The organism is Paenibacillus sp. J53TS2 (assembly GCF_018403305.1).
In the GTDB taxonomy this organism is placed as follows: domain Bacteria; phylum Bacillota; class Bacilli; order Paenibacillales; family Paenibacillaceae; genus Fontibacillus; species Fontibacillus rhizolycopersici.
The window spans coordinates 35937-60723 of record NZ_BOSK01000009.1 but is presented as its reverse complement, the minus strand read 5'-3'; the positions used below and the strand labels follow the sequence as shown (position 1 = coordinate 60723).

At 49.4% G+C, this 24787-nt stretch carries 22 protein-coding genes; 7 read left to right on the top strand and 15 right to left on the bottom strand.

Annotated elements, in window-relative coordinates; all coding sequences use genetic code 11:
* Positions 1 to 9: 9 nt before the first annotated feature.
* The 6 genes from KJS42_RS18240 to KJS42_RS18215 all read right to left on the bottom strand — a co-directional run bounded on the left by KJS42_RS18240 (position 10) and on the right by KJS42_RS18215 (position 8944).
* Positions 10 to 1161, bottom strand: a complete 1152-nt coding sequence (locus KJS42_RS18240) for a Gfo/Idh/MocA family protein (RefSeq protein WP_213623699.1) — start codon at positions 1159 to 1161, stop codon at positions 10 to 12.
* Positions 1162 to 1254: 93 nt separating this feature from the next.
* Positions 1255 to 2877 (bottom strand): extracellular solute-binding protein, encoded by a 1623-nt coding sequence (locus KJS42_RS18235; protein WP_213623698.1) that lies wholly within the window; start codon positions 2875 to 2877, stop codon positions 1255 to 1257.
* 110 nt (positions 2878 to 2987) lie between these two features.
* Positions 2988 to 3860 (bottom strand): carbohydrate ABC transporter permease, encoded by an 873-nt coding sequence (locus KJS42_RS18230; RefSeq protein ID WP_213623697.1) that lies wholly within the window; start codon positions 3858 to 3860, stop codon positions 2988 to 2990.
* Between the two features lie 17 nt (positions 3861 to 3877).
* Positions 3878 to 4825: an ABC transporter permease gene (locus KJS42_RS18225; protein ID WP_155608432.1), complete on the bottom strand. Its 948-nt coding sequence runs from the start codon at positions 4823 to 4825 to the stop codon at positions 3878 to 3880.
* Between the two features lie 256 nt (positions 4826 to 5081).
* Positions 5082 to 6692, bottom strand: a complete 1611-nt coding sequence (locus KJS42_RS18220) for an extracellular solute-binding protein (protein ID WP_213623696.1) — start codon at positions 6690 to 6692, stop codon at positions 5082 to 5084.
* A gap of 35 nt (positions 6693 to 6727) precedes the next feature.
* A complete protein-coding gene (locus KJS42_RS18215) occupies positions 6728 to 8944 on the bottom strand; it encodes a helix-turn-helix domain-containing protein (RefSeq protein ID WP_213623695.1) in 2217 nt (738 codons plus the stop codon).
* 247 nt (positions 8945 to 9191) lie between these two features.
* On the opposite strand from KJS42_RS18215, the gene KJS42_RS18210 reads away from it, so the two are divergent.
* Entirely contained in the window at positions 9192 to 11228 is a 2037-nt protein-coding gene (locus tag KJS42_RS18210) for a methyl-accepting chemotaxis protein (protein WP_213623694.1), read from the top strand.
* 93 nt (positions 11229 to 11321) lie between these two features.
* Here KJS42_RS18210 and KJS42_RS18205 read toward each other — a convergent pair whose 3' ends face one another.
* The 6 genes from KJS42_RS18205 to KJS42_RS18180 form a co-directional block, all read right to left on the bottom strand.
* Entirely contained in the window at positions 11322 to 12032 is a 711-nt protein-coding gene (locus tag KJS42_RS18205) for an ABC transporter permease (protein ID WP_213623693.1), read from the bottom strand.
* Positions 12029 to 12958 (bottom strand): ABC transporter ATP-binding protein, encoded by a 930-nt coding sequence (locus KJS42_RS18200; RefSeq protein WP_213623692.1) that lies wholly within the window; start codon positions 12956 to 12958, stop codon positions 12029 to 12031. The genes KJS42_RS18205 and KJS42_RS18200 overlap by 4 nt, the downstream gene beginning before the upstream one ends.
* Positions 12959 to 13037: 79 nt before the next feature.
* A complete protein-coding gene (locus KJS42_RS18195) occupies positions 13038 to 13667 on the bottom strand; it encodes a TetR/AcrR family transcriptional regulator (protein ID WP_213623691.1) in 630 nt (209 codons plus the stop codon).
* A 138-nt stretch (positions 13668 to 13805) separates the two neighbouring features.
* On the bottom strand, positions 13806 to 14201 hold the full coding sequence (locus KJS42_RS18190; protein ID WP_155608439.1) for a VOC family protein: 396 nt from the start codon (positions 14199 to 14201) through the stop codon (positions 13806 to 13808).
* Positions 14202 to 14327: 126 nt separating this feature from the next.
* A complete protein-coding gene (locus KJS42_RS18185) occupies positions 14328 to 14789 on the bottom strand; it encodes a MerR family transcriptional regulator (protein ID WP_213623690.1) in 462 nt (153 codons plus the stop codon).
* A gap of 194 nt (positions 14790 to 14983) precedes the next feature.
* Positions 14984 to 15814 (bottom strand): SDR family oxidoreductase, encoded by an 831-nt coding sequence (locus KJS42_RS18180; protein WP_213623689.1) that lies wholly within the window; start codon positions 15812 to 15814, stop codon positions 14984 to 14986.
* A gap of 96 nt (positions 15815 to 15910) precedes the next feature.
* Here KJS42_RS18180 and KJS42_RS18175 point away from each other — a divergent pair, with 96 nt between their 5' ends.
* Positions 15911 to 16324, top strand: a complete 414-nt coding sequence (locus tag KJS42_RS18175) for a MerR family transcriptional regulator (RefSeq protein WP_155608444.1) — start codon at positions 15911 to 15913, stop codon at positions 16322 to 16324.
* Between the two features lie 78 nt (positions 16325 to 16402).
* Here the strand turns inward: KJS42_RS18175 and KJS42_RS18170 are convergent, their stop codons facing one another.
* A complete protein-coding gene (locus tag KJS42_RS18170) occupies positions 16403 to 17014 on the bottom strand; it encodes a TetR/AcrR family transcriptional regulator (protein ID WP_155608445.1) in 612 nt (203 codons plus the stop codon).
* A gap of 252 nt (positions 17015 to 17266) precedes the next feature.
* On the opposite strand from KJS42_RS18170, the gene KJS42_RS18165 reads away from it, so the two are divergent.
* From KJS42_RS18165 to KJS42_RS23335, 3 genes are all read left to right on the top strand, one after another.
* Positions 17267 to 18049 carry an SDR family NAD(P)-dependent oxidoreductase gene (locus KJS42_RS18165; protein ID WP_193417662.1) on the top strand — a complete coding sequence of 261 codons (783 nt, stop codon included), beginning with the start codon at positions 17267 to 17269 and terminating at the stop codon, positions 18047 to 18049.
* A 200-nt stretch (positions 18050 to 18249) separates the two neighbouring features.
* Positions 18250 to 18759 (top strand): MerR family transcriptional regulator, encoded by a 510-nt coding sequence (locus KJS42_RS18160; protein WP_213623688.1) that lies wholly within the window; start codon positions 18250 to 18252, stop codon positions 18757 to 18759.
* Between the two features lie 4 nt (positions 18760 to 18763).
* Positions 18764 to 19675 carry an SRPBCC domain-containing protein gene (locus KJS42_RS23335; RefSeq protein ID WP_213623687.1) on the top strand — a complete coding sequence of 304 codons (912 nt, stop codon included), beginning with the start codon at positions 18764 to 18766 and terminating at the stop codon, positions 19673 to 19675.
* Between the two features lie 167 nt (positions 19676 to 19842).
* On the opposite strand, the gene KJS42_RS18150 is transcribed toward KJS42_RS23335, so the two are convergent.
* A complete protein-coding gene (locus KJS42_RS18150; RefSeq protein WP_213623686.1) occupies positions 19843 to 20469 on the bottom strand; it encodes a type 1 glutamine amidotransferase family protein in 627 nt (208 codons plus the stop codon).
* A 489-nt stretch (positions 20470 to 20958) separates the two neighbouring features.
* On the opposite strand from KJS42_RS18150, the gene KJS42_RS18145 reads away from it, so the two are divergent.
* On the top strand, positions 20959 to 22260 hold the full coding sequence (locus KJS42_RS18145; RefSeq protein ID WP_193419112.1) for a GntP family permease: 1302 nt from the start codon (positions 20959 to 20961) through the stop codon (positions 22258 to 22260).
* 18 nt (positions 22261 to 22278) lie between these two features.
* The gene (locus KJS42_RS18140) at positions 22279 to 23415 is read left to right on the top strand and encodes a glycerate kinase family protein (protein WP_213623685.1); all 1137 of its coding nucleotides are present in this window, start codon (positions 22279 to 22281) and stop codon (positions 23413 to 23415) included.
* 40 nt (positions 23416 to 23455) lie between these two features.
* On the opposite strand, the gene KJS42_RS18135 is transcribed toward KJS42_RS18140, so the two are convergent.
* Positions 23456 to 24508 (bottom strand): CdaR family transcriptional regulator, encoded by a 1053-nt coding sequence (locus KJS42_RS18135; RefSeq protein WP_244868544.1) that lies wholly within the window; start codon positions 24506 to 24508, stop codon positions 23456 to 23458.
* Between the last annotated feature and the right edge of the window lie 279 nt (positions 24509 to 24787).

Sequence of the window (24787 nt, the reverse complement as noted above, 5' to 3'; positions counted from 1 at the left end):
TTCCCATTCTCAGTTGTTGCCTCCCGAGGTAATCGCGGTGTCACTGAAGTTCTCCACGCTGGTCTTCTTCTCGTAAAAAGAAGTCGCGTTCTGCAAAATCCCCTGCCGCGTATAGAACGGACTCTCCGGACCCAGAGGCAGCTTCACCGATTGCCCGGTGCTGGCGGATTGATATATCGCCGTAATGAGTTCCAGCGTTCTTCGTCCTTGAATGCCGTCTACCAGTACGGACGAGCCTTGTTCGATCGCGTTCAGGACGTCCTGAATTTGACCGCGATGGCCTTCATAGGAAAGCTCAGGCTGCTCGTCGTAGACCTTCTGGATCTTGGCTTCCAGCTCCTCGTCCTGCTCCGGGAATCCGTTAGCTTTCGACGTAGAGGCCGCCACTTTCCATGGCGCGGACACGCGCGCGTGCTTCCCCTGGAAGATTAACTGCTGCTCCTGACCGTGATGCACGACGGAGCTGGTGAGTTGGGCTAGCGCCCCGTTCTCGTAGCGGGCGATGGCTATAGAGATATCCTCCACCTCGGCATTGTCATGGGAAGTGTTGCTCATCACCGCGGTGATTTCGACGGGCATGCCGTTCATCCACTGAAAGAGATCGATATGGTGCACCGCATGGTTAAGTGTACAGCCGCCGCCTTCCTTCTCCCAGGTTCCTCTCCACCATAAATCATAGTAGCTATGGCCCCTCCACCAGTAAGAGTCAATTTGTGCGTGCACGATTGGCCCCATCAGCTTCGTGTCCAAGACATGCTTCAGTTTCATCATGGGGGTTGTAAACCGGTTTTGGGCTACGACGGACAATATTTTGCCGTTACGTTCCGCCGCTTCGTTCATCCGGTCGCACTCCTCCAGCGAGGAAGCCATCGGCTTCTCGACAATCACGTGTTTGCCCGCATCCAAAAAGGCGATCGCCGTGTCTGCGTGGGTATACGGAGGTGTACACACGGATACCAGGTCGATGTCGCTCCGTTGGAGCAGTTCCGTGTAGTCGGCGAATACCTCCGCATCCAACTGAAATTGGTCCGCTTTTTGCCGCGCCTTCTCCGGGTAAATATCACAGAGCGCTACGATACGGCACTGCTCGGGAAACTGCAGATACGCTTGAATATGGGCCGGGGATATAGCTCCGGCGCCAATGATCGCTACATGAATCATTCGGGTTCCCTCCTTGGCTCGTTGGGCTTGGATGTGAATCGGGCCTCCCCGGCGATACTTCCCCGAAAGGCCCGATCTCCTATCCGCTACCCGTTACTTCTTGTAGAACTCGTCGTAGGCCGCCTGCTTTCCTTCCATGACCGCGGTGCCGCCCATGGCCATATATTCCTCGACCTTCTGATCATAGACCTTATCGAACTGATCCGCTTTGGCCGTCACGATCTTGGCCAGCATTTCTTTCTCGAAATCCTCCAGGATCTTCGCGTATTTGATCTCGGCGTCCACCGCAATATCCACCCGTGGCAAGGTATACCCATCGTTGGTCCCCACCTGAATGCTCTTGACGGTGAAATCCTTAAAGTCAGGGTCAAAGGCGTTGGCCGCAATGTTCTTGTTCGGATCCTCCGTAGAAATGTATTTGCCGTTCAGAATAATGCAGTAATCGTAGTAGTTGTAGAGCAAATTCTGGGCTTCCGGTGTATTCAGCAGCAATGGCAGGCCGTCTTCGCTCATCTCGTACGATACGCCTTCCTCGCCATTTTGTAGCACCAGAATGTTGTTCGGATCGGCCATCCAGTTCAAATATTTCACCGCGGCCTCCGCGTTCTTGCTCGTGGCCGGGATCATGATGTACGCACCGGTCGGATCATAGACCGGCTTCGGATGTTTCCCGTCCGGAGTGGAGAACGGATCAATGGCCTCCAGCACCGCGTCCGGATTGTTCGTCTTCAGATTGCCATAGTAACCGTTATATACCGGTTCATTCGTGTTCGGCGTGCCTGCCCCAGCAACACTGTTCACGACCTGCTGGGCGAACGCTTGGCTAAAGTCATCGCTCAGCGCAAAATCCGGGTCGATCAGTCCTTCGTTGTACATCTGATTCAGCAATCGGTAGCCTTCTTTGCTTCCCGGCTGCAACCAGCGGGGAACCGAATACAGATCCTTATCCGTAATTTCGTCCCATTTCCAGAAGGAGTTGACCAAAGGCATCATATGAAACACGTCGATGTAGCTGTAAGGGATAACCTTGCCTCCTGTCTTGCCGGGATCCTTCTCTTTAAAGGCGCGCATGGCATCCACGAATTGCTCCGTCGTCTCAGGAAGCGGAAGATTTAATTGATCCAGCCAGTCCTTTCGGATAAAGGTAGTGGTTTGAGCTTGAATCACGCGGAGCGCTGGAAGGGTGTATTGTTTCCCATCAAACTTGCCGTAAGGCAGGGAAGGCTCCAGCACCTTCTTCAAGTTCGGCCCATGCTGGTCAATGAGCGGTCCGAGGTCGGTCAAACCTCCGCTTTTTACGTAGTTTTGTACGGTCGGCTTGTTGTACGTAAAGACAATGTCCGGAGCGGAGCCGGAGGCCATCAGAACATTCAGCTTATCCACCTCTTCGGCGCGCGGCACCGTGACGAATTCGACGTCGATATTGTTCGGGTCGCCGAAATTTTTCTGAATATACTGGGTCATGAAATTGTCCGTAATTGGCGGTTCCCCCGCCGGCGTATTGTTTCGGTCGAACAGCTCCACTTTTAACGTAATCCGTTCCCCCTTTGGTTCGGATTCCTTGGCATCGTTCGTAGCCGCGGTATTCCCGCCGCTGTTCCCCTCTCCGCTGGATTTGCCGTTGTTCCCTCCGCCGCCGCAGCCCGCCAAGGTCAAGCTGGCAGCCAGGATCAAAGCTACTAGAGCGAACATCGAGGAACGAATGGGTTTGCGCATGGTGTTGCCTCCCTTTTCAATTTGTTTGTATATAGTGACCTTCGGCGTTGCCGTCGATATGGAAGGTTGCGCCCCGCCGAAAGACAGCTATCGAAGTGATACCCGCCGTCCTACCCTTTGACGGCTCCCTGCAGCATGCCGGAAATGAAATATTTCTGCAGCCAAGGATAAACCAGCAATATCGGCACGGTGGCAAACATGATGCTGGCCGATTGAATGCTCTGAGGAATCGGAGTCGCGGCGTTAAATCCTTCTTGCGCCGTGGCATCATTCACCTGGCTGTTGATGACCATCTGATAAAGCTTGAGCTGGAGCGGGTACAAATTTTTATCATTGATGTAAAACAAAGCGTCCTGAAACATATTCCAACGGTCCACGGCCGAATACAACCCAATGGTTGCGAGGATCGGCAATTGAAGCGGGAGGACGACTTGGAGCAGAAACCGGAAATGCCCGCAACCGTCCATCCAGGCTGAGTCCTCCAGTTCATGAGGCACGCCGGAGAAAGACGTTCGCATAATGATCAGCAGAAAGGCATTAATCATTAGAGGCAAAATGAGCGATAGCGGCGAATTTAGCAAACCCAGCTCTTTAACGAGCATGTAATTGGGGATGATCCCGGGATTAAAAAACATCGTAACCACGATCAGGCCGAACATCACGTTACGGCCTTTGAAGTTTCTGCGGCTTAACGCATACGCGGCCATGATGGTCATGACCAAGGCGACTGCGGTATAGACGACCACCAGAATCACCGTCAGCGCCAGGGAACGCATCATGGAGACGTCCCCAAATACCGCGGAATACGCATGATAGTTCCACTCAACCGGCCACAGGAACACTTCTCCCGACATAATGGCCCGGTTGCCGCTGAAGGATAAGGCAAAGATATGGATCATCGGCACGACGCAAAATAAAGCAAACAAACCGATGAACACGATGACGAGGCTATCGATCACTTTATCAACCGGATTCCGAATCACGAGAGCTCCCTCCTTTGCTAGAAGATGCCTTGCTGGTTTACTTTTCTGGAAATGAGTTCGGCGGTGAGCAGCAAGATCAGTCCGATAACGGACTGGAACAATCCAACGGCCGTCGCCAGCGCGAATTGCGCAGACTGAATCCCAACCGTGTACACATAGGTGCTGATGACCTGAGCGACATCCATGACGTAACCGTTCTGCAAGGCATACGGCTGTTCGAAGCTGATATCCGCCATGTGGCCGATCTGAATAATAAACAACACGACGATGGTCGGCTTGATTCCAGGTAGCGTGATATGCCAAATTCTTCGCATCCGGCTCGCCCCATCGACTTCGGCGGCTTCATACAGCTCCTTGTTGATTCCTGTAAGCGCTGCCAAGTATAGGATCGTTCCCCAACCGGCATAGTGCCATACCCCGGCCCCCGTGTAAGTAAGAATCCACAGCACCGTATCTTCCAGGAACGGAACCGGTTGACCGCCGACACTTTTGATGAACTCATTTACGCTGCCGGTGTGGGTAGCCAGCAATTGAATGACCATCCCGCCGACAATGACCCAGGAGATAAAGTGGGGCAAATACAGCAGCGTTTGGCTTACGCGTTTGTACCATTTGACGCGCAGCTCGTTCAGCATAATCGCCAGGATGATCGGAATCGGGAACGTAAGTAAGGAGATGACATTCAGCATTAAGGTGTTGCGTAGCGCCTTATAAAACTGCGGCATCCCAAAGATCTCCCGAAATACATCCCATCCAACCCACTCGCTGGCCCAGACCCCCTTAAAAATGTTGTAGTCCTTAAACGCAACCACGACGCCCGCCATGGGAATGTACTTAAATACGATAAAGAACGTCATCGGCGCGAGCATCAGGAGATACAAAGGCCATTGCCGCTTTAAAGCAGCCATACCGTTATTCCGTTTGACGGGAAGCGGCGAACGCCCCCGCCTGACTTCAGTTTGCATCAGCATCCTCCTTTCGGGTGTATGTCCATGGCTTGGTTGCTGCTTACTATAACGCATGAGCGATCGATGGGAAATTCTCCTTTTTTAGGGACCCCTTTTCTTTTAAAAACGGGCGTTTCACCTTTTTTATATGCCTAACCTTTGTTGAGATAGCGGGCTGGAAGGACGATTCGATCAAAAGAAAAATCGCCCCAAGAAGGAATAACTCCCTCCTTGGGACGACCTGATTTCATCTCGTTCATCTGGCTGATTCAGTTTATGGTGTTCCGCTGCTCTGCGCTTGGTAGGCCTGGTGCTTTTCCTCACGGACCTGCTGTCCGCCCATGGATAAATACTCCGCTACTTCCTGATCGTAAACGGCATCGAATTCCTCCGGCGACGCCGTAATAACCTTCACGAAGATCTCGTCATTCTTCTCGTTCAAAATGGCGGCATACCGAATTTCGGAGGATAAGATCGCATGTAGGCGCGGGGGCTCGATGCCGTCGTTCATGCCGTATTCTACGCTCTTACGCGTAAACTCCTCGAATCGCGCGTTGGACGCATTGGCTTTCAGATTCAACCGTTCGTCCTTGCTACTGACATATTTCCCATTCAGGATGATGCAATAGTCAAAATAATTAAATAGTAAACGACCCGCATCGTCGTTCTCCAGGGTAACCGGCACGCCATCCTCCATCCGGTACGTCACCCCCTGTATGCCGTTCTGCAGCGTGATGATGTTCTCCGGCTGCGCCATCCAGTTCAAGTATTTAATGGCAGCCTCCGCGTTTTTACTCGTTTTCGGAACCATGATGTACATGCCCGTATCCTCCAGGATCGGCTTGGGCTTTTTGCCTTTTACGTTCGTAAATGGATCGATTGGCGTCAAGATGGCGTCCGGATCGTTCCTTATCAATTCAGCGAGATATCCCATATATACCGGCTCATTCGTATTAGGTGTTGCAGCTCCGACTCGGCCGTTTACCAGGTCTTTCTGAGATTGCTGGGCGAACCGGTCCAAGTGAAAATCCGGATCGATCAGCCCTTCATGATACAAACGATTCAGAAACCGGAACGCTTCTTTGTTTCCGGGCATCGTCCAGCCCGGCTCGGCGTACAAGTCCTCCATGGTGATCCGATCCCAATCCCAAAACGAGTACTGCAGCGGAGCCGTATGATAATAATCGATTTGACCGAAGGGATAGATGGTTTCTCCGTCCTTCCGCAGCCGATTTTCTTTAAATGCCTGAAGCGCCCTGTAGAAGTCCTCCGTTGTCTCCGGCAAAGGCAAGCCGGCTTCCCGAAGCCAATCCTCCCGGATCAAAGTGGTGCTTCGAGCCGTCAGTACCCGTTTCGCCGGGATCGCAAACTGGGTTCCCTCAAGCCGCCCGTAACTCAAGATTTCCTCCCCCAGAAGCTGCTTCAACCGTGAGCCGTATTGATCCAACAATGGCGACAGATCGGTTAATTTCCCCTGCGTGAAGAAATTGTAGACGGTAGGCAGGTCGTAAGTGAACACGATATCCGGCGCTTGATTCGCCGCCATCAATACCTGCAAACGCCTGACTTCCTCCGCGCGGGGAATCGTAACAAATTCGATCTTGATCCGTTCCGGATCTCCGAAATGCTCCTGAATGTACTGCGTCATCGCATTATCGGTAATGGTCGGCGCGCCAATCGGCTTGTTGCTTCGTTCAAACAGTTCGATTCGAAGTGTGGCCCAGCCGTCATCGGCCGCCGCGAATCCATCCGCTTCGAAGGACCGGATCGAGTCCGCCGCCAGGCCTAGCCGATCCGTATCCTCAAATCCGCCGCAACCTGCCGCCAATAAGCTCAAGATGACGATGACCGCCAGCTTCGATAACCACGACCTCGCAAGCAACATCGCGACTCCTCCTCCCACGTTGGATTGACTAAGCTCTAAATCATACGGTACATATTGCGGTATTCTCCCGGCGGGATGTCCTGAAATTTCTTGAAGGCGCGGTAAAACGAGTTCACATTCTGGTAACCGATGTTCTCCGCAACCGACTGAATCGAATCCTCGGTTTCCACCAGGAGCTGTTTGGCGTGCTGCATCCGAACCTTTAAGACGTAATCCACGAATTTCTCGCCTATTTCTTCTTTGAAAATCAGACTTAGCGCGCTGGGCTGGAGGTTCAGATAGTCGCTGACTTGGACCAGAGAGAGGCCCGGATCGGTGAAATGCGCATCGATGAAATGTTTAGCCTGCAACGCTAAACTATGATGCCTGCGAGCTTGGCGATCCTCTTCCACGCTCGCCTCGAACTGATTCATGAGGCTCATGAACTGTTCCTGAAATTCACCTAGCGTTTCCGTCGTCTCCGTCATCCCCGCGAATCGATCCTGAAAATCTTCCTTCCAACGGGCCTGGATCGAGGAGGATAAAGCCAGAACGGCCTGATCCATTCGTTTGAGGAACGCCTGGGCAAACTCCGCCATGTCCCGCTTGCGAAACCGCATTTTTCCAAGTTCGCCGAAAATCTGCGTTAATTTCTCTCGCCATTCGCTTTCGTTCATGCGGAAAGACTGTGCGGCATAATCCAAAGCTTGCAGGTAAGCGTACCGGTCCAGATTTAGAATGGCGGCGCTTTTCCGATTATCGATGATCGAATGGATGCCGAAGATGGTTTTGAGCTCCACGTTCTCATGTGCGTTTCGATAGGAATCCGCGATGGTTTCGATCGACTTGGAGTCCGCCCCGATTCCGATCGAAATCGTCAGCTCCAAATGCTGATGGATCCACTTCTTAAATTCCTCCGCATATTCCGCCGCTGCTTGATTGCTGCGCGGTTCAGACGCCGTATGATGCACGACGAAAGCGATGCGATGCGGCTCCATCCACGCATGCCATACAAAGGAATGATGGCTCTGTCCCAGGTCGCGGAAGGCGCTTTCGATAATAAACTTAAGCAGGTACTGGTCTTTGATCCTATATTTGTCCGTAAACCAAGCATACCGGTCCAGCTCTGCCACAATCACGCCTAAGCGGTCATAGGGGGCGGACAGATTAAACTCAGCTAGCCGCTGCTGGAATTCTGCATCCGTCAACACGAGATGCCCCGCCAACAAATCGTGAAAAAGCCGCTGTTGCCGCAGCAAACTGTCTTCCTTATGTAGGTTGTCATAATCCAACGAACGCTTTAGCAGATGGTCCAGCGCCGTCTCGATAAAGGTGAACTCATTGTTTGCCCCTTTGATGCCAAGCTCCTCGCTTTTTCGATTCGAAAACTGGCTAACCTTTTCCATGATCGATTGAATGGGCTTGTAATGGATGTGCGTAACGATCGTGAACCCCAGCAAGGCTAGCATTATCAGGACAACCCAAATGACCATCCATGCGTTCGAGAAGAGGGAGAGCCAATTATAACCTTGGTCATGCACCCCCTCCGAGACATAAGTAAAGCCGGTATAATCGGATTGAACTTGAATTGGACTCACAGCTGGCTCCGAATCCGGGGATACATTGGTCGCCGCATCGATCAGACGAACCTGATTGTAATCGCTTTCACTTAATGAGTTGAGGTATTCCAGAAAAGAGCGCTGATACACGTTTACGACGAGGGCTCCACGCATGTCGTCCCCAATAAAGGCAAATTTCATCAGGGAGACGACGGACTGCTCCTCTTCCTCACGGGGCAGATAGGCAAAGGATCGCGGATTAAACCAACCTGCGGATTCCTTATTCCCGTAGTTGGCCGTCAAGAAGTCTGCGTCACCAAACGCATCTAGCGAATACGATCCCAAATCCGAGATAACCCGCTGTTCGGTTTCATTATAAATGTAGATGGTGTTGGCAAACGGCAAAGTCAAGCTTAATTCGATCATCTTCTTCTGAAGCAGGAAATCATCCAGAGCATCCTTAGGGCCGTTCGTGAAGTAGTCCTGGATCTCGCCATCCATCAACAATTTGCTGACGACGTTTCGCTCGATCAGCATCAGATTCGCATCTGCATTAAATACGATTCGATCCAGGATCGCTTTATTGGTTTCCAGGTATTTACGCTCGGAAGCATTGTTAAGAGCCAGGAAAATCATGAAGATCATCGAGGAAATGATGACGAAGAGAATCGGAGCATAGGAAAGAATCGTACGGTAATACCAGTTCATTCGCATAAAGCCAACTCTCCCAAACCGTTTCGTTCATTATAAATGATCCCATTCGTGTTGTTAATTAACAATTTATTCGAGACTCTCCTTTTTTATTTAAGTTTTTAGATATTTATTGCACTGCGCAGTTGCAGGGCCGCCGGTGCAAAAACCAAAAAAATAGTACAAATGACACAGATTGATATGCCAAAGGTAGGTATAATGGTTGGGCCCTATTACCCAAAAAATGACTACAAAAAGGACGGCGCAAAACATGAAGAAATTGCTTAACCTGCATTCCATTCGGCTGAAACTGTTAGGTATTCCCCTCGCAAGCGTATTGATTGCGATTCTGGTTATTGCTTTTAGCGTGACCAACATAACAGAACGAAGTCTACTAAACCAAATGAAAAGTGACGGGCTCCTGATCGCAAATCAAGCGGTCTCGCAACTTGAAATGAGCTCCTCAGCACTCGAAATCATCAATTCCTCTACAGAAGCCGATATCCGAACGTTAGGCGGTTACCTGAATGCAAACATTCAGTCGGCCACCAATAATGAATATTTGACTGCGATCGCCAAGCAATTTGAAGTCGACGAAATCAATTTGGCAGACGCGTCCGGTACGATCGAGTACTCCAATCTGCCCACCAGCATAGGCACCGTCTTCGGCAAAGAACATAAGGCCCAGCAGGTTCTTGGCGGCGGAGCCGCTTTCTATGTGGAAGACATCAGAAAAAGCAAGGAGACGGGGGACTATTATAAATACGGATACGTGAAACGAAGCGATGGCGGAGTTATCCAGATCGGCATTTTGGCCAATAAAATCCAGACGTTTACGGACAGTGTAGGGTACCAGTATTTAATCAATAATCTAAGCAAAAACGAAGAAATCGTATATGCCCTCTTCATCGATCCGAACCTGAAGGCGGCCGCCCATTCGGATCCGGAAAGAATCGGCATTTCTCTGGATGATGAGGGAAGTAAGACGGCGATACAACAAGGCAAGACGTATACTTCAACGTATTATTACGAGAAAGAGAAAACGAAGGTCTACGATATCATTCTCCCTATCAAAATGGACGGCAAAGTTCTTGGCGCAATCGACATCGGACTTTCGATGAAAAATACAGAACGAACTATAAACCAGATTATCCTGCTCACCACGGTGGTCAGTGCGGCTGCTTATGTTCTGATCTCGCTCATTTTGTTCTTTGTTACCAATCGGGTGATCAAGCCGATTCAACAGTTGGCCAAAGCCTCCAAGCAAGTAGCTGACGGTGAACTATATCACGAGATTACGGCGAAAGGCAAAGACGAAGTGGGTGCCTTAGCCTTTAGCTTCAGAGACATGGTCATCCATTTGCGAGACGTCGTATCCGGCATTCAGGGCAAAGCCGATCAAACGGACGATATGTCCGCACAGTTGGCTACGGCCTCCACCCAGCTAAGCTCTGCTTCCAGCGAGGTCGCGACCGCAATTCAGCACGTGGCGGAAGGAACGGCTTCGCAAGCGGACGAGCTGACGCAAATCGTCGAGTTGATGTCGGAATTGGCGGAACATCTCGATGGAATTCAAGATGAGATGGCTATGGTGAAACATCATGTAGACGGAGCAGAGGACAAAGCCGGCGTAGGCAAAGAAAACATCGAACTCGTCTCGTCCTCCAGCGGAAGCTTGACGACAGCCGTCCAAGAGGTCCACGTCAAACTGACGGCGCTCGAAGACAGCGTCTCGCAAATCGGCATGATTACCCAGACTATTAACGGAATCTCCAATCAAACGAATCTGCTAGCCTTAAATGCCGCGATTGAGGCGTCCAGAGCCGGGGAGGCAGGGGCAGGTTTCGCTGTCGTCGCCGGAGAGGTTCGAAAATTGGCGGAGCAATCCAAAATCGCTACGGAACAGATCCAAGCGTTGATCGAATCCATTGCCGTTGAAACGAAGGAAGTCCTTCAAACGTCTCACGAGGTGGAAGACCTCATGGGTAACCAGGTGCAATCGGTTGAGCTCACGACCGATTCCTTCCGGGATATTCTTGAAGCGGTATCGGCGATTGCTCCATTGATTGAAGAAACTTACCTTAACATCCAAAACACGCTTCAAACCAAAGACATCGTCGTCGATAAAGTATCGGCCGTTTCGGCCTTTGCCCAAGAAATGTCCGCCTCTTCGGAAGAAATCTCCGCCTCGTCCGAAGAAATGCTGGCAAGCGCCCAGGAAGTCTCCAGCCACGCGGGTCAACTCAACGACATTTCGGTATCTTTGAACAGCCAGATCAATCAGTTCCAACTGAAACCGAAAGCTTAGTCCACCAAGGCCTCGAAACCCAACGAACCCGAATCATCCTGCAATGCTGCAGGGAGGTTCGGGTTAACTCCTTCTCGCCAGCTTCTTTTAGCCTTACTTCTGATCCGCCCAACGCCACCAGGCCCAAGTCCCGAGATAACCCGCAAAGCCAACAACGATAGGGATAATATAGCTTGCCGGCCCCAGCGGAAACACGGCCCCGCCGCTCTGCGCCAACTGGAGAGCCGGGATCGACCAAGGAAGATATGCACCTAGACGCGTCGGTCCCCCAATCAAGGCCACCATCAGCGTACAAAAGGCGAACGCCATCGGAGCCAAATAACCCCGTGATGCGCAAGCAATCCAAATGACCGGACCGCACATGAATAGATGAATGCCGGAAATAATCAGCAATTGGAGCACGAGATGCAGCATCTTATCCATCGAAAAACCAGGCACACCTACGACAAAACCTAGCAATATCGCAAAGCCGAGCGTGATTAGCACGACCACCAGGCACCCGACAATGGCCGACATCGATTTCGCGGCAACGATTCTCCCCCGTGATACGGGAAGTGCCAGCAAATCCTTCATGGTACGGTCCGCATATTCTCGTCCAAACGTCCAACCCGCTACCACGCCAAAACCGACAATACCAAATACGCTAGCGAACATAAACACGACATTAGTAAGGTATGTGTTCCAATCCCCCTCGCCAACGCGAATGGCCGTAACAAACAGGAAGAATACCAGGGTTCCCCACAAGACATAGGAACGGTATAGCTTCGTATTTTCGGTCCGAATGGCTGCAAGCAAAGATCTCATTCTTCCGTCCCCCCTTTGGCTCCAATCGTTTTCAGAAAATAAGCCTCCAAATCCTCTTCCTCCACCTTCAATAAAGCAAGCGGGAGACGCGCGTCCGTTAGCAGCTTCGCCACGGTCTCCGGTTGCCGGATGGCGTGTTCATCGGATACCTCTAACCCCCCGTTATCGGTAACCCGGACATGATAACCGCCATTGATCAGAACGGTTCGCGCAGCCTCCGTCTGATCGTTGACCCCGATATAGAGCCGCTTTTGCCGGAGTTGTTCGAATTCGCCCGCCGATAGTTCCTGCAGAAGTACCCCGCGATGAATGATTCCAATTCGGGTGGCAATCTTCGAAATCTCCTCTAAAATATGGCTGGAAATAAATACGGTCACCCCATGCCGTTCAGCTAAATTTCGGAGTAATTCACGAACTTCGACGATTCCGGCCGGATCGAGCGCGTTGGTGGGTTCATCAAGAATCAGAATCTCCGGATGATGCAGCAGCGCTTTGGCTAATCCCAGCTTTTGCGCATTGCCCAGTGATAAATGCTTGGCTTGCGTCTCGGCATATTCGCTCATGCTCAGCTTCTCCATCACCGCCTCCACGGCACTCCGCTCCCGGACTCCGTGCAGCCTCGCGAACAACTTTAAGTTCTCCCTTACCGTAAATCCGGGATAGGCTGCCGGTGTCTCCACCAGATAACCAACTCGTTTCCAAAGCGCTTCTCCCCCCTGGGCAAGCTTTCTTCCGAACAAATAGACCTCTCCCGAGGTTGGCTTGTTCATCCCAAGTAAGCAGCGGATCGTCGTCGTCTTGCCGGCTCCGTTCAGACCGAGGAAGCCGTAGATTTCCCCTCTCTTGACCGTCATCGTAACCTCATTAACGACGGTTCGGCTGCTATAACGTTTTGTCAGACGCTCGGTGCGGATGATTTCTTCCATCGTAGATGCCCTCCTCATTATGATTTGAAACAAGTCTTTATTTGATTGAACGTTCGTTGAGTAAAATAGGTAAAAAAATTTACTTCGCCCACATTTGTACGTAAAAACTGGCGATCCGCTGCATCTCTTTCTGGGACAGCTCCCGACCATTCAGGATTTCCCGGACAACAAAGACGACTACATGGGATAGAAATTGCGAGGCAGCCATCTCATAATCCATCTCCCGGACACTTCCCTGAGCGGATTGCTTCGATAGGAAATCGGCAAGGGCCGCAAACGGTTGTTTGGTCAGCTCATCCAAAGCATCTTGCTGCTCTTGTCCAAGCAATTTACGTTCCCGCATTAAAATCTGAAAGTATTGTTGATCCTCCTGGATGCGCCGGGCAATTCCGTAGGTGAGCTGAAGCAGAACCTTTTCTAACTCCGACCCGCCTTGGAACAGCTCCTTGAAAAAGACCACAAACTTGGAGATTCGCTCCTCCTGAGCAGTTTGCAGCACCGATTTCAGAATCTCCAGCTTACCTCCGGGAAAATAATGATAGGTTAACGCCTCCGCCATGCCGATCTCTTTATTTAATTCGCGCATGGAGGTCGCATGATACCCCTTCTCCGCAAACAGCCGTTTCGCGATATCAAGGATTTGCTGCCTGCGTTCAGCCGCTTGCAGATCCCGACTGGTTATTCGGTTGGTTCTCCGCTCGGTTGGCATTCGTAGACCTTCTTTCTTTTCACTAAACGATCGTTGAGTAAATCATAACCGCTGGAGGTATTGGAGTCAAGTTGTGCTAATCTCAAGCAACGCCGCAAAGAAAAAAGCTGTCGAGGTCTGGACCTCGACAGCTTAAACTTACTGTTTGGTAATCATCCACGTGACGCCAAATTTATCGATCACTTCTCCGTAATGAGCCCCCCATGGTTGAAGGGCGAACGGATACTTACTCTCCCCGCCCTGACTTAAGTTGGCATAGGCCGCCGTGGCTTCCGCCAAATCATCATAAACGATCGAGATGCTGGTGCTGCGATTGTACGATACCGGCTCAAGAGAGTCCGCAAACATTAAGGTGTTCGTCCCGGCTACGGTCAAAGCCAGATGCATGACCTTCTCCTTCATCGCCTCAGGTGTTCCCGGCGCTTCCCCGTAGGTAGCCAGAAATTGAATTTCTCCGCCTAAAGCCGCTATGTAGAAGTTGGCCTGGCTTCTTGCATCCTCCGACATCAGATAAGCGTAAATTTGTGCTCCCATTCTACACCAACAACCTTTCTCAGTAATTGATTTGGTCCTTCTGTAAATGTAGACGTGGGAATGGAGTTGAATTCATCGGTGGGTTTATTATCTTTTCGAATATAATTTACTAGCACTTTGGGATTATCAAAGAGGTCGATTTGTAAGCACAGCAGAAGGCGAATAAAATACGTCACGATGCATATGCCGAATTTTGTCCCAATTGCCGGGATTCATCGTATCCGGAGAGCGATGCTCCAGAATGGCCTGATAAAGAACGGTTTTCTCTTCTAGATGAGCGATATGCCGTTTGGCTTCTTCGAGCTTGGCAATCGCCGCTTCTTTATGCTCCATCATAAGAGCAAAACGTTGCGAGATCGTCGAATCTCCTTCGAGACAGAGATCAACGTACGTTTTGATCCCTTCAATCGGCATCCCGGATTGCTTGAGACATTTGATGCCGTGCAGCCAATTGATCGATTCTTCGTCGAACATCCGAATGTTGTTCTGATTCCGCTGCAAGCTAGGGACCAACCCTTTATCCGTGTAAAAGCGTATGGCGTGCTCGGTGAGCCCCGTGATCTGGGCGGCTTCTTTGACCGTATACATATGTGATCCTCCTTGGGAAAAGTGGATGAAGCTCGCATAGCTTCGTGTAACACGAAGTCCATAAGCATATTGTAAGGCATTGCGGCCGTCCGCGAAAACCCCATTTCTGCGCGAGCGTACAAAAGCCACTCCTGGGAAGGAGTGGCTTTTGTATTAGGATAAAGCATAGGTGAGGATACCTTGCAAGCCCTGAGCTATTTTAGGAAGTAATGCCCTTGCTCCAGATCTGCAAGAAGACCCTGTTGGAGAGGCTTCCAACCGAGCAGCTCCTTCGTCCCCTCACTTGATCTTGCTAAGTCAAGCGATGCGACCATGCCTAAAAAACCGAAAACGGCTTGGGCTTCTTCATGCGGAATGCAGACTACCGGCACATCTAAGTGACGACCGATGACGCCGGCAATGTCTTTGAACGGAATGCCTTCATCGCCGACGCCATCCAATCGTGAGCCTGCAGGCGCTGATTCGACGGCGAGTCGGAACAAAACCGCCGCATCCAAGCGATGAATCGCCGGCCAACGGTTGGTACCGTCTCCAACGTATGCTGAAGCCCCTCTTTCCCGGGCAATTCGAATGAGTTGAGGCACGAAGCCTTTATCCTCTTCTCCATGAACGGAAGGAGCAAGCGAGACAATCAAGGCTCTCACGCCTTGTTCAATAAACGAAAGTGCTGCATCCTCCGATGCTTTGCCATTCGCGTGCGCTGTGATCACCAGTGGTTTACCGGAGCCCGCAAGTCCCCCTCCCAATGCTTCGATAGCGCGAAGATCCGCTGATAGCGATGCTGCGAAATTAGAGAAATCGTGGTTAAACGCAAGATGAATCACACCGTCTGAAGCGGCTGCCTTCTGGCGCAAAAACTCCAAGTCCTCAACAACACCGCGAGCCACCTCAGCTCCTAAGCTCTCTAATAGGTGTGCACCGCTCTCTGAACGGGTCAACCCAACCACCTGATGGCCCGCATCGATGAGTTCACGAACGACGGCTGTTCCAATATAACCTGATGCACCTGTAACGAAGATACGCATAATCGTTTAACGCCTCCTTTGAATTTGACGAAGATCTGACATCAGTCTAAACTATAAAGTACACTCTAAGGCAAGCGTTTGGAGGTAGGCGATCATATGAAAATTCAAGAATTAGCAGACTTGATGGGACTAACACCGCATACCATTCGTTTTTATGAGAAGGAAGGCTTGCTTGATGGCAGGCATATTCAGCGAGAGCAGAATAATTACCGCAACTACTCAGACGAAGCTATTGGGCGGCTGAAGCTAATTAAGAAATTCCAAGGCATCGGCTGCACGTTAGCTGAGCTGAAGACGATCTTGCAGGAACAAGATACTAGCGCACGTACGAACCAAGAAGTGATCTCATGGATTCTTCAGAAGATCCAAGAGATCGAGCGCAAGAAAGACGAATACGATCATATGCTTGTAACCCTAAATTGGATGTTGACCTACAGGAAGCTGTTGGATGAGGATCCATCACAAGCTGAAGCGATGATGGACGAACTGCGTCAGAAAATAAACATCTAATCTATGGAATTGCGGTAAACAAAAGCCACTCCTGATGAAGGAGTGGCTTTTGTGTTGAGCTAAAGTACCGAGACCGATTTAAGATGACTTGTTCGTAAGTGTGGTGCCGCCGGTAGGCCAGGTGGAGAGCGCCTGCTCCGCAACAGCTTCCAGCATGTCGCGGCTGAAGCCGGCTTTGGCTTGGACCGCCATCCCGTGGAGCACGGCCATCACAAATGCAGCTAGCACAGCACAATTCGCAGTCTCCGGCAGATCTCCCTCCTGTTTTGCCCGCTCCAAGCGATCACGCAGCATCGTCTCTCCCTCGGCACGCGCATCAATCAGAGAAAGGCGAATAGGTTCGGCTTCATCCGAGCCTGCCAAGTCGCCGTGCACATATAGACACCCCTTATGATCTGGGTAACGAGTTTGTAAATCGGCGGCGCTGCGAAAGATGTGAGCAACCACCTCTCGCGAGGTTGGCAATTCCATCGCCGTCGGGAAGAAATCGTGGTAATGCTCGTAATAGCGCTCCAGAACTCGGCGGAACAACGCTTCCTTGTTGCCGAATGCCGAATAGAGTGCGGGGCGTTCAACACCCGTGGCCTGCGTCAGGTCGGTGTAAGACGTGCCCTCATAACCCTTTTGCCAGAACACGCAAAGTGCCGCGTCCAGTGCTTGATCCACATTGAATTCGCGATGACGTCCCATCCCGTCAGATCACCTCAATTATTTTACTGTACGTTATCATAACATACGTTACGGTTCGCAGCTAGTCGATCGATTGGACAAGGGCCCGTGCAACGTACGTTGACAAAATCAATATTGAATTCTGTAATTAAACAATTGACAGTTCTCGCCAAAATGGGTATATTCAATATCGTAACGAACGTTATGTTATTTCGCCAATCCCCTGGGGACGAGGACATGGCCTAAAATTCTCAATAAAGGAGCAAGGATCAGATGTCGACGAAAGCAGGAAAATTCAGTGGTAAAGTAGCCTTGGTTACAGGAGCAAGTCGTGGGATCGGCGCTGAAATCGCCAAGCAATTAGCTGCGGGTGGAGCGGAATGGATCGGCGTGCATTATGCTAGTAATCGGGATGCGGCTTTAAAAGTGGTTGATGAAATTCAAGCATTGGGCTCAAAGGCAGTAGCTCTACAGGCGGAATTAAGCGATGGCCTTTCCGGTGTAAAACGGCTTTGGAGCGCATTTGAAGATGCGATTCGCTCGGAACTTGGAACCGTGCACTTGGACATTTTAATCAATAACGCGGGGATTGCGCCGGCCATTCCTTTTGAAGAAACATCAATTGAAACGTTTGAAGAAGTCATTAATGTCAACCTGAAAGCTCCCTACTTTCTTACCCAGACAGTCAGCCCCTTTATGCGGAATGGCGGGCGGATCATTAACATATCTACAGGTTTTACTCGGGTTGCCGGTCCAATGCAAACGATTTATTCGGCTTCTAAAGGCGGCGTTGAGACCCTGACTTTGGCCTTGGCGCCACATTTTGCAGCAAAAGGTATTACGGTGAATGCAGTAAGGCCGGGAGTAACGGCTACGGATATGAACAAGGATTGGCTAGCCATCCCGGAATCTCATGCTGAAGCTGCTTCAATGTCTGCTTTCGGAAGAGTGGGAACTACCAAGGATGTTGCGGATATCGTTGCGTTTTTAGCTTCTGAGGAAGCACGATGGGTTACGGGGCAGTTTATTGACGCCACTGGGGGAACCCGACTTTAAGGGGAGCTAAACGACGGTAGTCGTTCATCCCAAAAAGGATGTCATTCAAATCATAAATAGAGAGCCTAAGTTTTTCTTAGGCTCTTCTTTTTGTCCAAAGAAAATTAAAATTTTAATAAATCACTTGCACCTTACGTAACGTCAGGTTTTATAATAAGGCTACCGGAAATCGAGCTAGCGACAAAGAACGGAGATGATCAATGAAACGATATTGGAAGGTCGGGGATCTGGCCAAATTGACGGGGCTAACGGTGCGTACATTGCGCTTCTACGACCAGATTGGGCTACTCTCGCCGTTGGCAGCCACGGAATCAGGACATCGGCTCTATGACGACGAAGACTTATCGCGGCTCTTTCGAATTGTTTCGCTGAAGGAGTTAGGCCTATCGCTCGACGAAGTGAAGGCGGCGCTAACGGGCCGCGAAATTGACCCGCTTGAAGTCGTCAACCTGCAAATCGAGCGGGTACAAGAGCAAATACGGCGTCAGCAAAAGCTACTGGATCAACTGAGGCATGTGTCAAAGCGGATGAAAGGAAAAGCTCAAGTAACGGTAGAAGATTTCACCACACTGCTGCAAGCAATGAAGAACGACTATGAGAAGCCGATCCTTAATCGTCAACAAAGTTGGGAGAAACGTTTTGGCCTACTGGGGATGTTTTTGGCGAGCGGGGATGAGGAAACAGTACAAACAGATGACGAGGAGGAATAAAATCATGAAAGAAAAATTCGTAAACCATGGCACATTCGTAATTGATAAGACGTATCCGACATCCAGGGAGCTAGTGTACAACGCAATGGCTGACGCTGAAGCCAAAGCGCGTTGGTTCACGAAGCCGGAAGTGTTCGAGTTCCGGGTAGGCGGACGGGAATTCAGCAGCGGCGAGGCGCCAGGAGGCGGGTTGTTCACATTCGACGCAATCTATCAGGACATCGTTCCGCTCGAACGGATTGTTTATACGTACGTAATGGACTTTAACGGCGTGCGGTTCTCGGTGTCCATCACGACGATTGAGCTTACAGACACGGATGGCGGCACGAAGCTGACCTTTACGGAGCAAGGAACCTTCTTCGATGGGCTTGATGCGATGGAGAATCGGGAACACGGGTCGAGGGAGCTGCTTGAGCTCCTTGGCAAATCGCTTGTTCAAACCGAAGGGTCCTTAGCCGCGAAGGACAACTTTGATCTGGTTGCCAATGACTTGGAGTTTGCCCACACGCGTTTATACGACTCCCCAAGGGAAGATGTCTACCGGGCGTGGGCGCAACCGGAGCTTCTGACGCGGTGGTGGGGTCCTAACGGCTTCACGAGCACGTTCCACGAATTCGACTTTCGCGAAGGTGGCTTCTGGCGTTTTACCTTTCACGGACCAGACGGCAAGGAATATCCGAACGAGAATAAGTTCATCGAGATCGAGGCGGGAAAGCGTATCGTTCTGGAGCATCAAGGCGCTCCTGAGTTCCGATTGACGGCGACATTTACCGATGAGGGGGCGCGAACGCGTGTGACATTCCTTCAACAGTTTAAAGACGAGAACCTATTTGAGCAAGTAAAATCATATTGCCCGGACAGCAACGAGCAGAACCTGGACCGTCTTCAGGCTGTTCTAGGGGGACAGCACGTATAGTAGCTATTGAGAAGCACCTGCTTCAACAGCATCGGCCTAAGAACGTTGGAGCGTTCTTAGGCCGATTTTGGGTCATGCTCGATATTTCATATCGAGCATTCTTTTTATTGAACTAACGTGCAGTATTGGTCAATCGATTGACTCGCAATGCAAAGTCGCTGGGACCCTCATTGTATTGAATTCATCAACTCATAGTAATATTTAGATTCATTAGTCTTATTAAGGCTATACCAGGCGTCTAACGTTTTTGGAGAAAACACATCCAAAGCTTTCAAGATGTGCGCAGAAAATTCCAACGGAGCTATTCCAGATGCCGTGATCAGTTTTCCATCAGTTACAGCTGGCTCCATCTTGTAATCATTTTCTCCTGTATAGGTGGGACAGATCATTTTCAGGTATTCCAGATCATTGCTTGTATGCCCATGTGAATTCAGCAATCCTGTCTGGGCAAGTCCCATTGTAGCACCACAAATCGCTGCAACCCATATTCCTTCCCTTAAACACCTCTCAGCAATTTTTAAGATAGGGTGGTGAATGGCTTCTGTCCATGTATCTCCACCGGGCAAAATCAATAGATCAGATCTTTCAATGCTGCACTCATCCAATTGGGTGTCAGGCAGTATTTTCAATCCACCCATTGTAGTTACTGGAGTCTTATCAATTCCCATGGTGACAATTTTTGATGGGGCCAGCCCCTTTTTATAAAATCTTCCCGAGTTCAATTCGGCAGTTAAGTAGCCTATTTCCCAGTCTGCCATGGTGTCAAAAACATAAAGATATACCGTATTATCCATTTGCAAGTTCTCCTTATTTTCAATTCATCAAGTGATACCAACCGTCCATCGGTAATCCATGATTATCATCATAATAAAATGACTTCACTGACATTCGCTGTCAGTGAAGCTATTAAAGTTGATAATGTTCCATTAGCTCCAGCAATGAAACCGTCCTCGCCGACTAAATCAGGTAATAGATTTCAAGTCTCCTTATAAAGGTTAATATCAATTCTCCGAGTGAATCGGAAAATCTTAGAGTCGAACAAATTTAGTGCATATGCACAATTATATTCATTGGAATATCAATTGTTTGATGGCCTAAATCTTAATATAATGAAACCGTATTCAAGTTAGTGAATTTAGGAACTTTTAAGGAGGGATAACTTCACCACATCGCAATTACACAACTAGATAGAGACTGAGGCTATGTGAATGAGGTTTATTAGTACGGTGAATTTTAAATAGGGGCACCAAATTAGAACAATCAACATGAGGAGGATTTTTCAGATGACAGCAGCATTAGATATATCCTGGATTGGTGCTTTAGCGGGTTTAGCGCTAGCAATTATTTTAATTTTGTTTAGACTGGCACCCACTTATGCACTAATTCTAGGAGCAATAGTTGGTGCGTTTATCGGCGGGGCGAATTTTTCGGAAGTCATCAACATCCTGATTTCTGGAACTCAAAGTGTACAAGGTACCGTTATACGAATTATCGCTGCAGGTGTTTTTGCCGGCGTAATGATGGAATCGGGATCAGCCGGAACCATTGCAGAATTCATCGTTGATAAACTAGGTGGAACGAAAGCGATGTTATCCCTTGCGCTCGCTACCATGGTGATCACGGCAGTAGGGGTATTCATTCCTGTGGCCGTCTTGATTGTTGCCCCGATCGCGTTATCGGTAGGTAATAAAATGGGGTACTCCAAAATCGCTTTGCTCGTTGCCCTCTCTGGTGGAGGTAAGGCGGGCAACATTATCTCACCGAACCCAAACACTATTGCAGCGGCCGGCGGATTTCAGCTCGATGTAAACCAGGTCATGTTAGGTGGAGTCGTTCCTGCGCTTGTTGGATTGGCCGTTACTGTCATTATCGCATCATTCATTAAATTTAAAGGCACGAAAGTGACAGATCTGGAAGCAGCTGAACTGGAAAAAACCAGTTCAAAGAACCTGCCTCCTTTATCCAAAGCTTTGGTAGCTCCAGTCATCGCGATTGTGCTGTTGATGATTAGTCCCATTGGCTCGATGCTCGGAGCAGACTTTTTAGCAAAGCTTAAGATTGATTCATTGTTTATTTTACCGTTTGCCGGCGTAGTCGGTGCCTTAACCTTAGGCAAATCGAAAGAAATACTGAACTATTGCACGGCCGGTTTGAATCGAATGACTCCAACAATCTTGATTATTATTGGGGCGGGTGCCATTGGTGGATTGATTACGGCTTCTACCCTGCCCGCAGAGGTTGTTGCATTGGTTGAATCGTCGGGCATCTCCGGAGTCTTCCTGGCACCTATCGCAGGCGTGTTGATGGCCGGGGCAACCGCATCGACTTCAACAGGAGTTATTTTGGCCACAGGCTCCTTCTCAAATGCGATTCTCAATACAGGCGTTGCTCCTCTATCGGCCGCAGTAATGACCCATGCGGGGGCTACGGTCATCGACCACCTGCCGCACGGAACCTACTTCCACGTGACACGGAATGCGATGGGCATGAGCATGAAGGATCGGTTGAAGGTGGCCTTATATGAAAGCATCGTCGGTTTAGCAATGACGATCGTAGCCGTGGTTCTATTCGGATTTATCTTATAAAGGAATGGGGAATCCTCAATGAGTAAACTATTTATGCTGGCTCCGGACTCATTTAAAGAAAGCATGACGGCAAAAGAAGTGTGTGAAGCTATGGAAATGGGCATCAAAAGAGCTATTCCGGATGCGGAATGTATTCATGTTCCTATGGCGGATGGCGGTGAAGGCACGGTTCAGTCGTTGGTGGATGCAACAAGTGGCACCATCATTCAGAAAGAAGTGACCGGGCCTCTTGGAACACCAGTTATCGCGCATTATGGAATTTTGGGAGACGGCAAGACAGGTGTCATCGAGATGGCATCTGCTAGTGGAATTCATCATGTGACGAAGGAAACCAAAAACCCTCTCATTACGACTACCTTTGGAACGGGTGAACTCATAAAGGATTGTATTGAAAGGGGCATTACGGACATCATTCTAGGCATTGGTGGCAGCGCTACGAATGATGGAGGAGCAGGTATGGCTAGAGCGCTGGGATATAAATTCCTGGATAAGGAAGGGAAAGAATTGCCGTTTGGCGGAGGAAGCCTCCTTGCACTGGATACCATTGATCCCACTGACGTGCATCCGCAATTAAAACATATTCATATCCTGGTTGCATCCGACGTGACCAATCCACTTTGTGGTGATAAAGGGGCTTCCGTAGTCTTCGGGCCCCAAAAGGGGGCCACTCCGGAAATGGTTGCCTTGTTGGATGAGAGCTTAAGACATTATAGCAATGTCATTAAGCAGCAAATTGGAGCGGACATTTTAGATTTACCTGGAGCAGGCGCCGCAGGCGGCCTCGGAGGCGGGTTGCTGGCCTTCACAAACGCAACCATGAAAAAAGGAATTGAAATTGTAATTGAGTATACCGGACTTAAAGAAAAACTCCAACATGTAGATTATTGCTTCACTGGTGAAGGCGGGATCGACTTTCAGACGAAATTCGGCAAAACCCCTTATGGAGTTGCTCAGGCAGCAAAAAGCGTGAACAGCGATATCAAGGTGATCGCTTTGGCGGGATCTATCGGCCAAGATATAGAGGCCTTATACGATGAAGGGTTTGATGCCATCTTTGGTATTGTTCCAAAGGCAGCCGATCTTGATACCTTATTAGCGGAAGGCAAGGAAAATGTTGCTCGTACCTCGGAAAATATTGCGAGATTGTTAAAATAACACTTGGAGGACGGCCTCAGCATTATACGGCCGTCCTCATTTATTCTACTCGGTTAATCAGCATCAAGATGAGTTCCATGAGCTCCATGGCATTTTTGGGATCTTTGCCCGTAACTTGATGGATTTTGTTTAATCGATAGTTTAACGTGTTCCTGTGGATCATCAGTTTACTGGCAGTTTCATTTAGGTTAAGATTGCAATTAATATAAATCTGTAGCGTTTTGATTAATTCATAATTTTGTTCAAGCACATGGGCTAGGCGCTCTAATCTGACATCATTTTTAAATGATTTCAACATGTCAACGATTAAATCACAGTTCGCGTAGGATATATGCTTTTGGTTCGTGTAGACCCCCTTCAGCACGCGCATCGCCGACTTGGCCTGCGCAAGCCCATCGGCAATCTTATCATTCCAATTACTCATCGATATCAACGTGTTGGGATAGTGCTTTTCTAGCGTCTGTTGAAGATCCTCAATCTGATCTGCTACCTGAACGACGATACAAAGTGAAGTCTGCGTCATTTGGAAAAAGGGGACACTTATGGCAATATGCTCGTCAATCTCTGTGGGAGATTCCACGTAAATGATCTGGAAAGGTCTCGTCAACTGAATACCATAGATCAACGCCTGATCGATCATTTCCTGCGTATAAGCAGTTTCCACATTGATGACTTGGGTAAAAAACTCTAGCTTGAGATTTTTTTGAACGTTCTTCTTTTCCAAAGCGATGCTATTGTCGATTAACAAAATCACGGCTGACTTCAGAATGTTACCGAAGGGTCTCGTTACCTCTACTTCACCGCTGATTCCTACTACTCCAATAATGTTGCCATTCAGCTCAATTGGTAAGTTAATTCCCTTCTTTACGAATTCCTCATCTTCAAAAATTTCCACGATCCTTCGTTTTTGTATGGCTTGTACTGCACCATGGTGCAGCGTGCCGATTCTATCTTTATTTCCACTTCCGATGATCATGCCAGTTCGATCCATAATGTTAATATTATAGGGAATGTCTTTCATCATTCGATCGACAATGCTCTGGGCCTGAATATGTGTTAACTCATACATGGAAGCTTCTCCTTCTTCGTTCATTAATCGACCCTCACAATAACCCGTGCAATAGATGAATCTGCTTGAATACAGTTCGCGGTTTCTATACTCCACGTAATCATAACACACGTTACAAATCACTGCTAACCCCAACTCTACTGGACCTACGACGACGCAGGAGGGGAATAAATGTGGCTCGTGTCGAATCTGCGGCATAGGGGATGTGCCTAATATATCCAGCTACATCAAGGCTTGTGAGTTATGAAATTAATTCAGTTAATCGCGGAGAAAAGAAAAAGCCGAGTGAAATCAGGAGTAAAT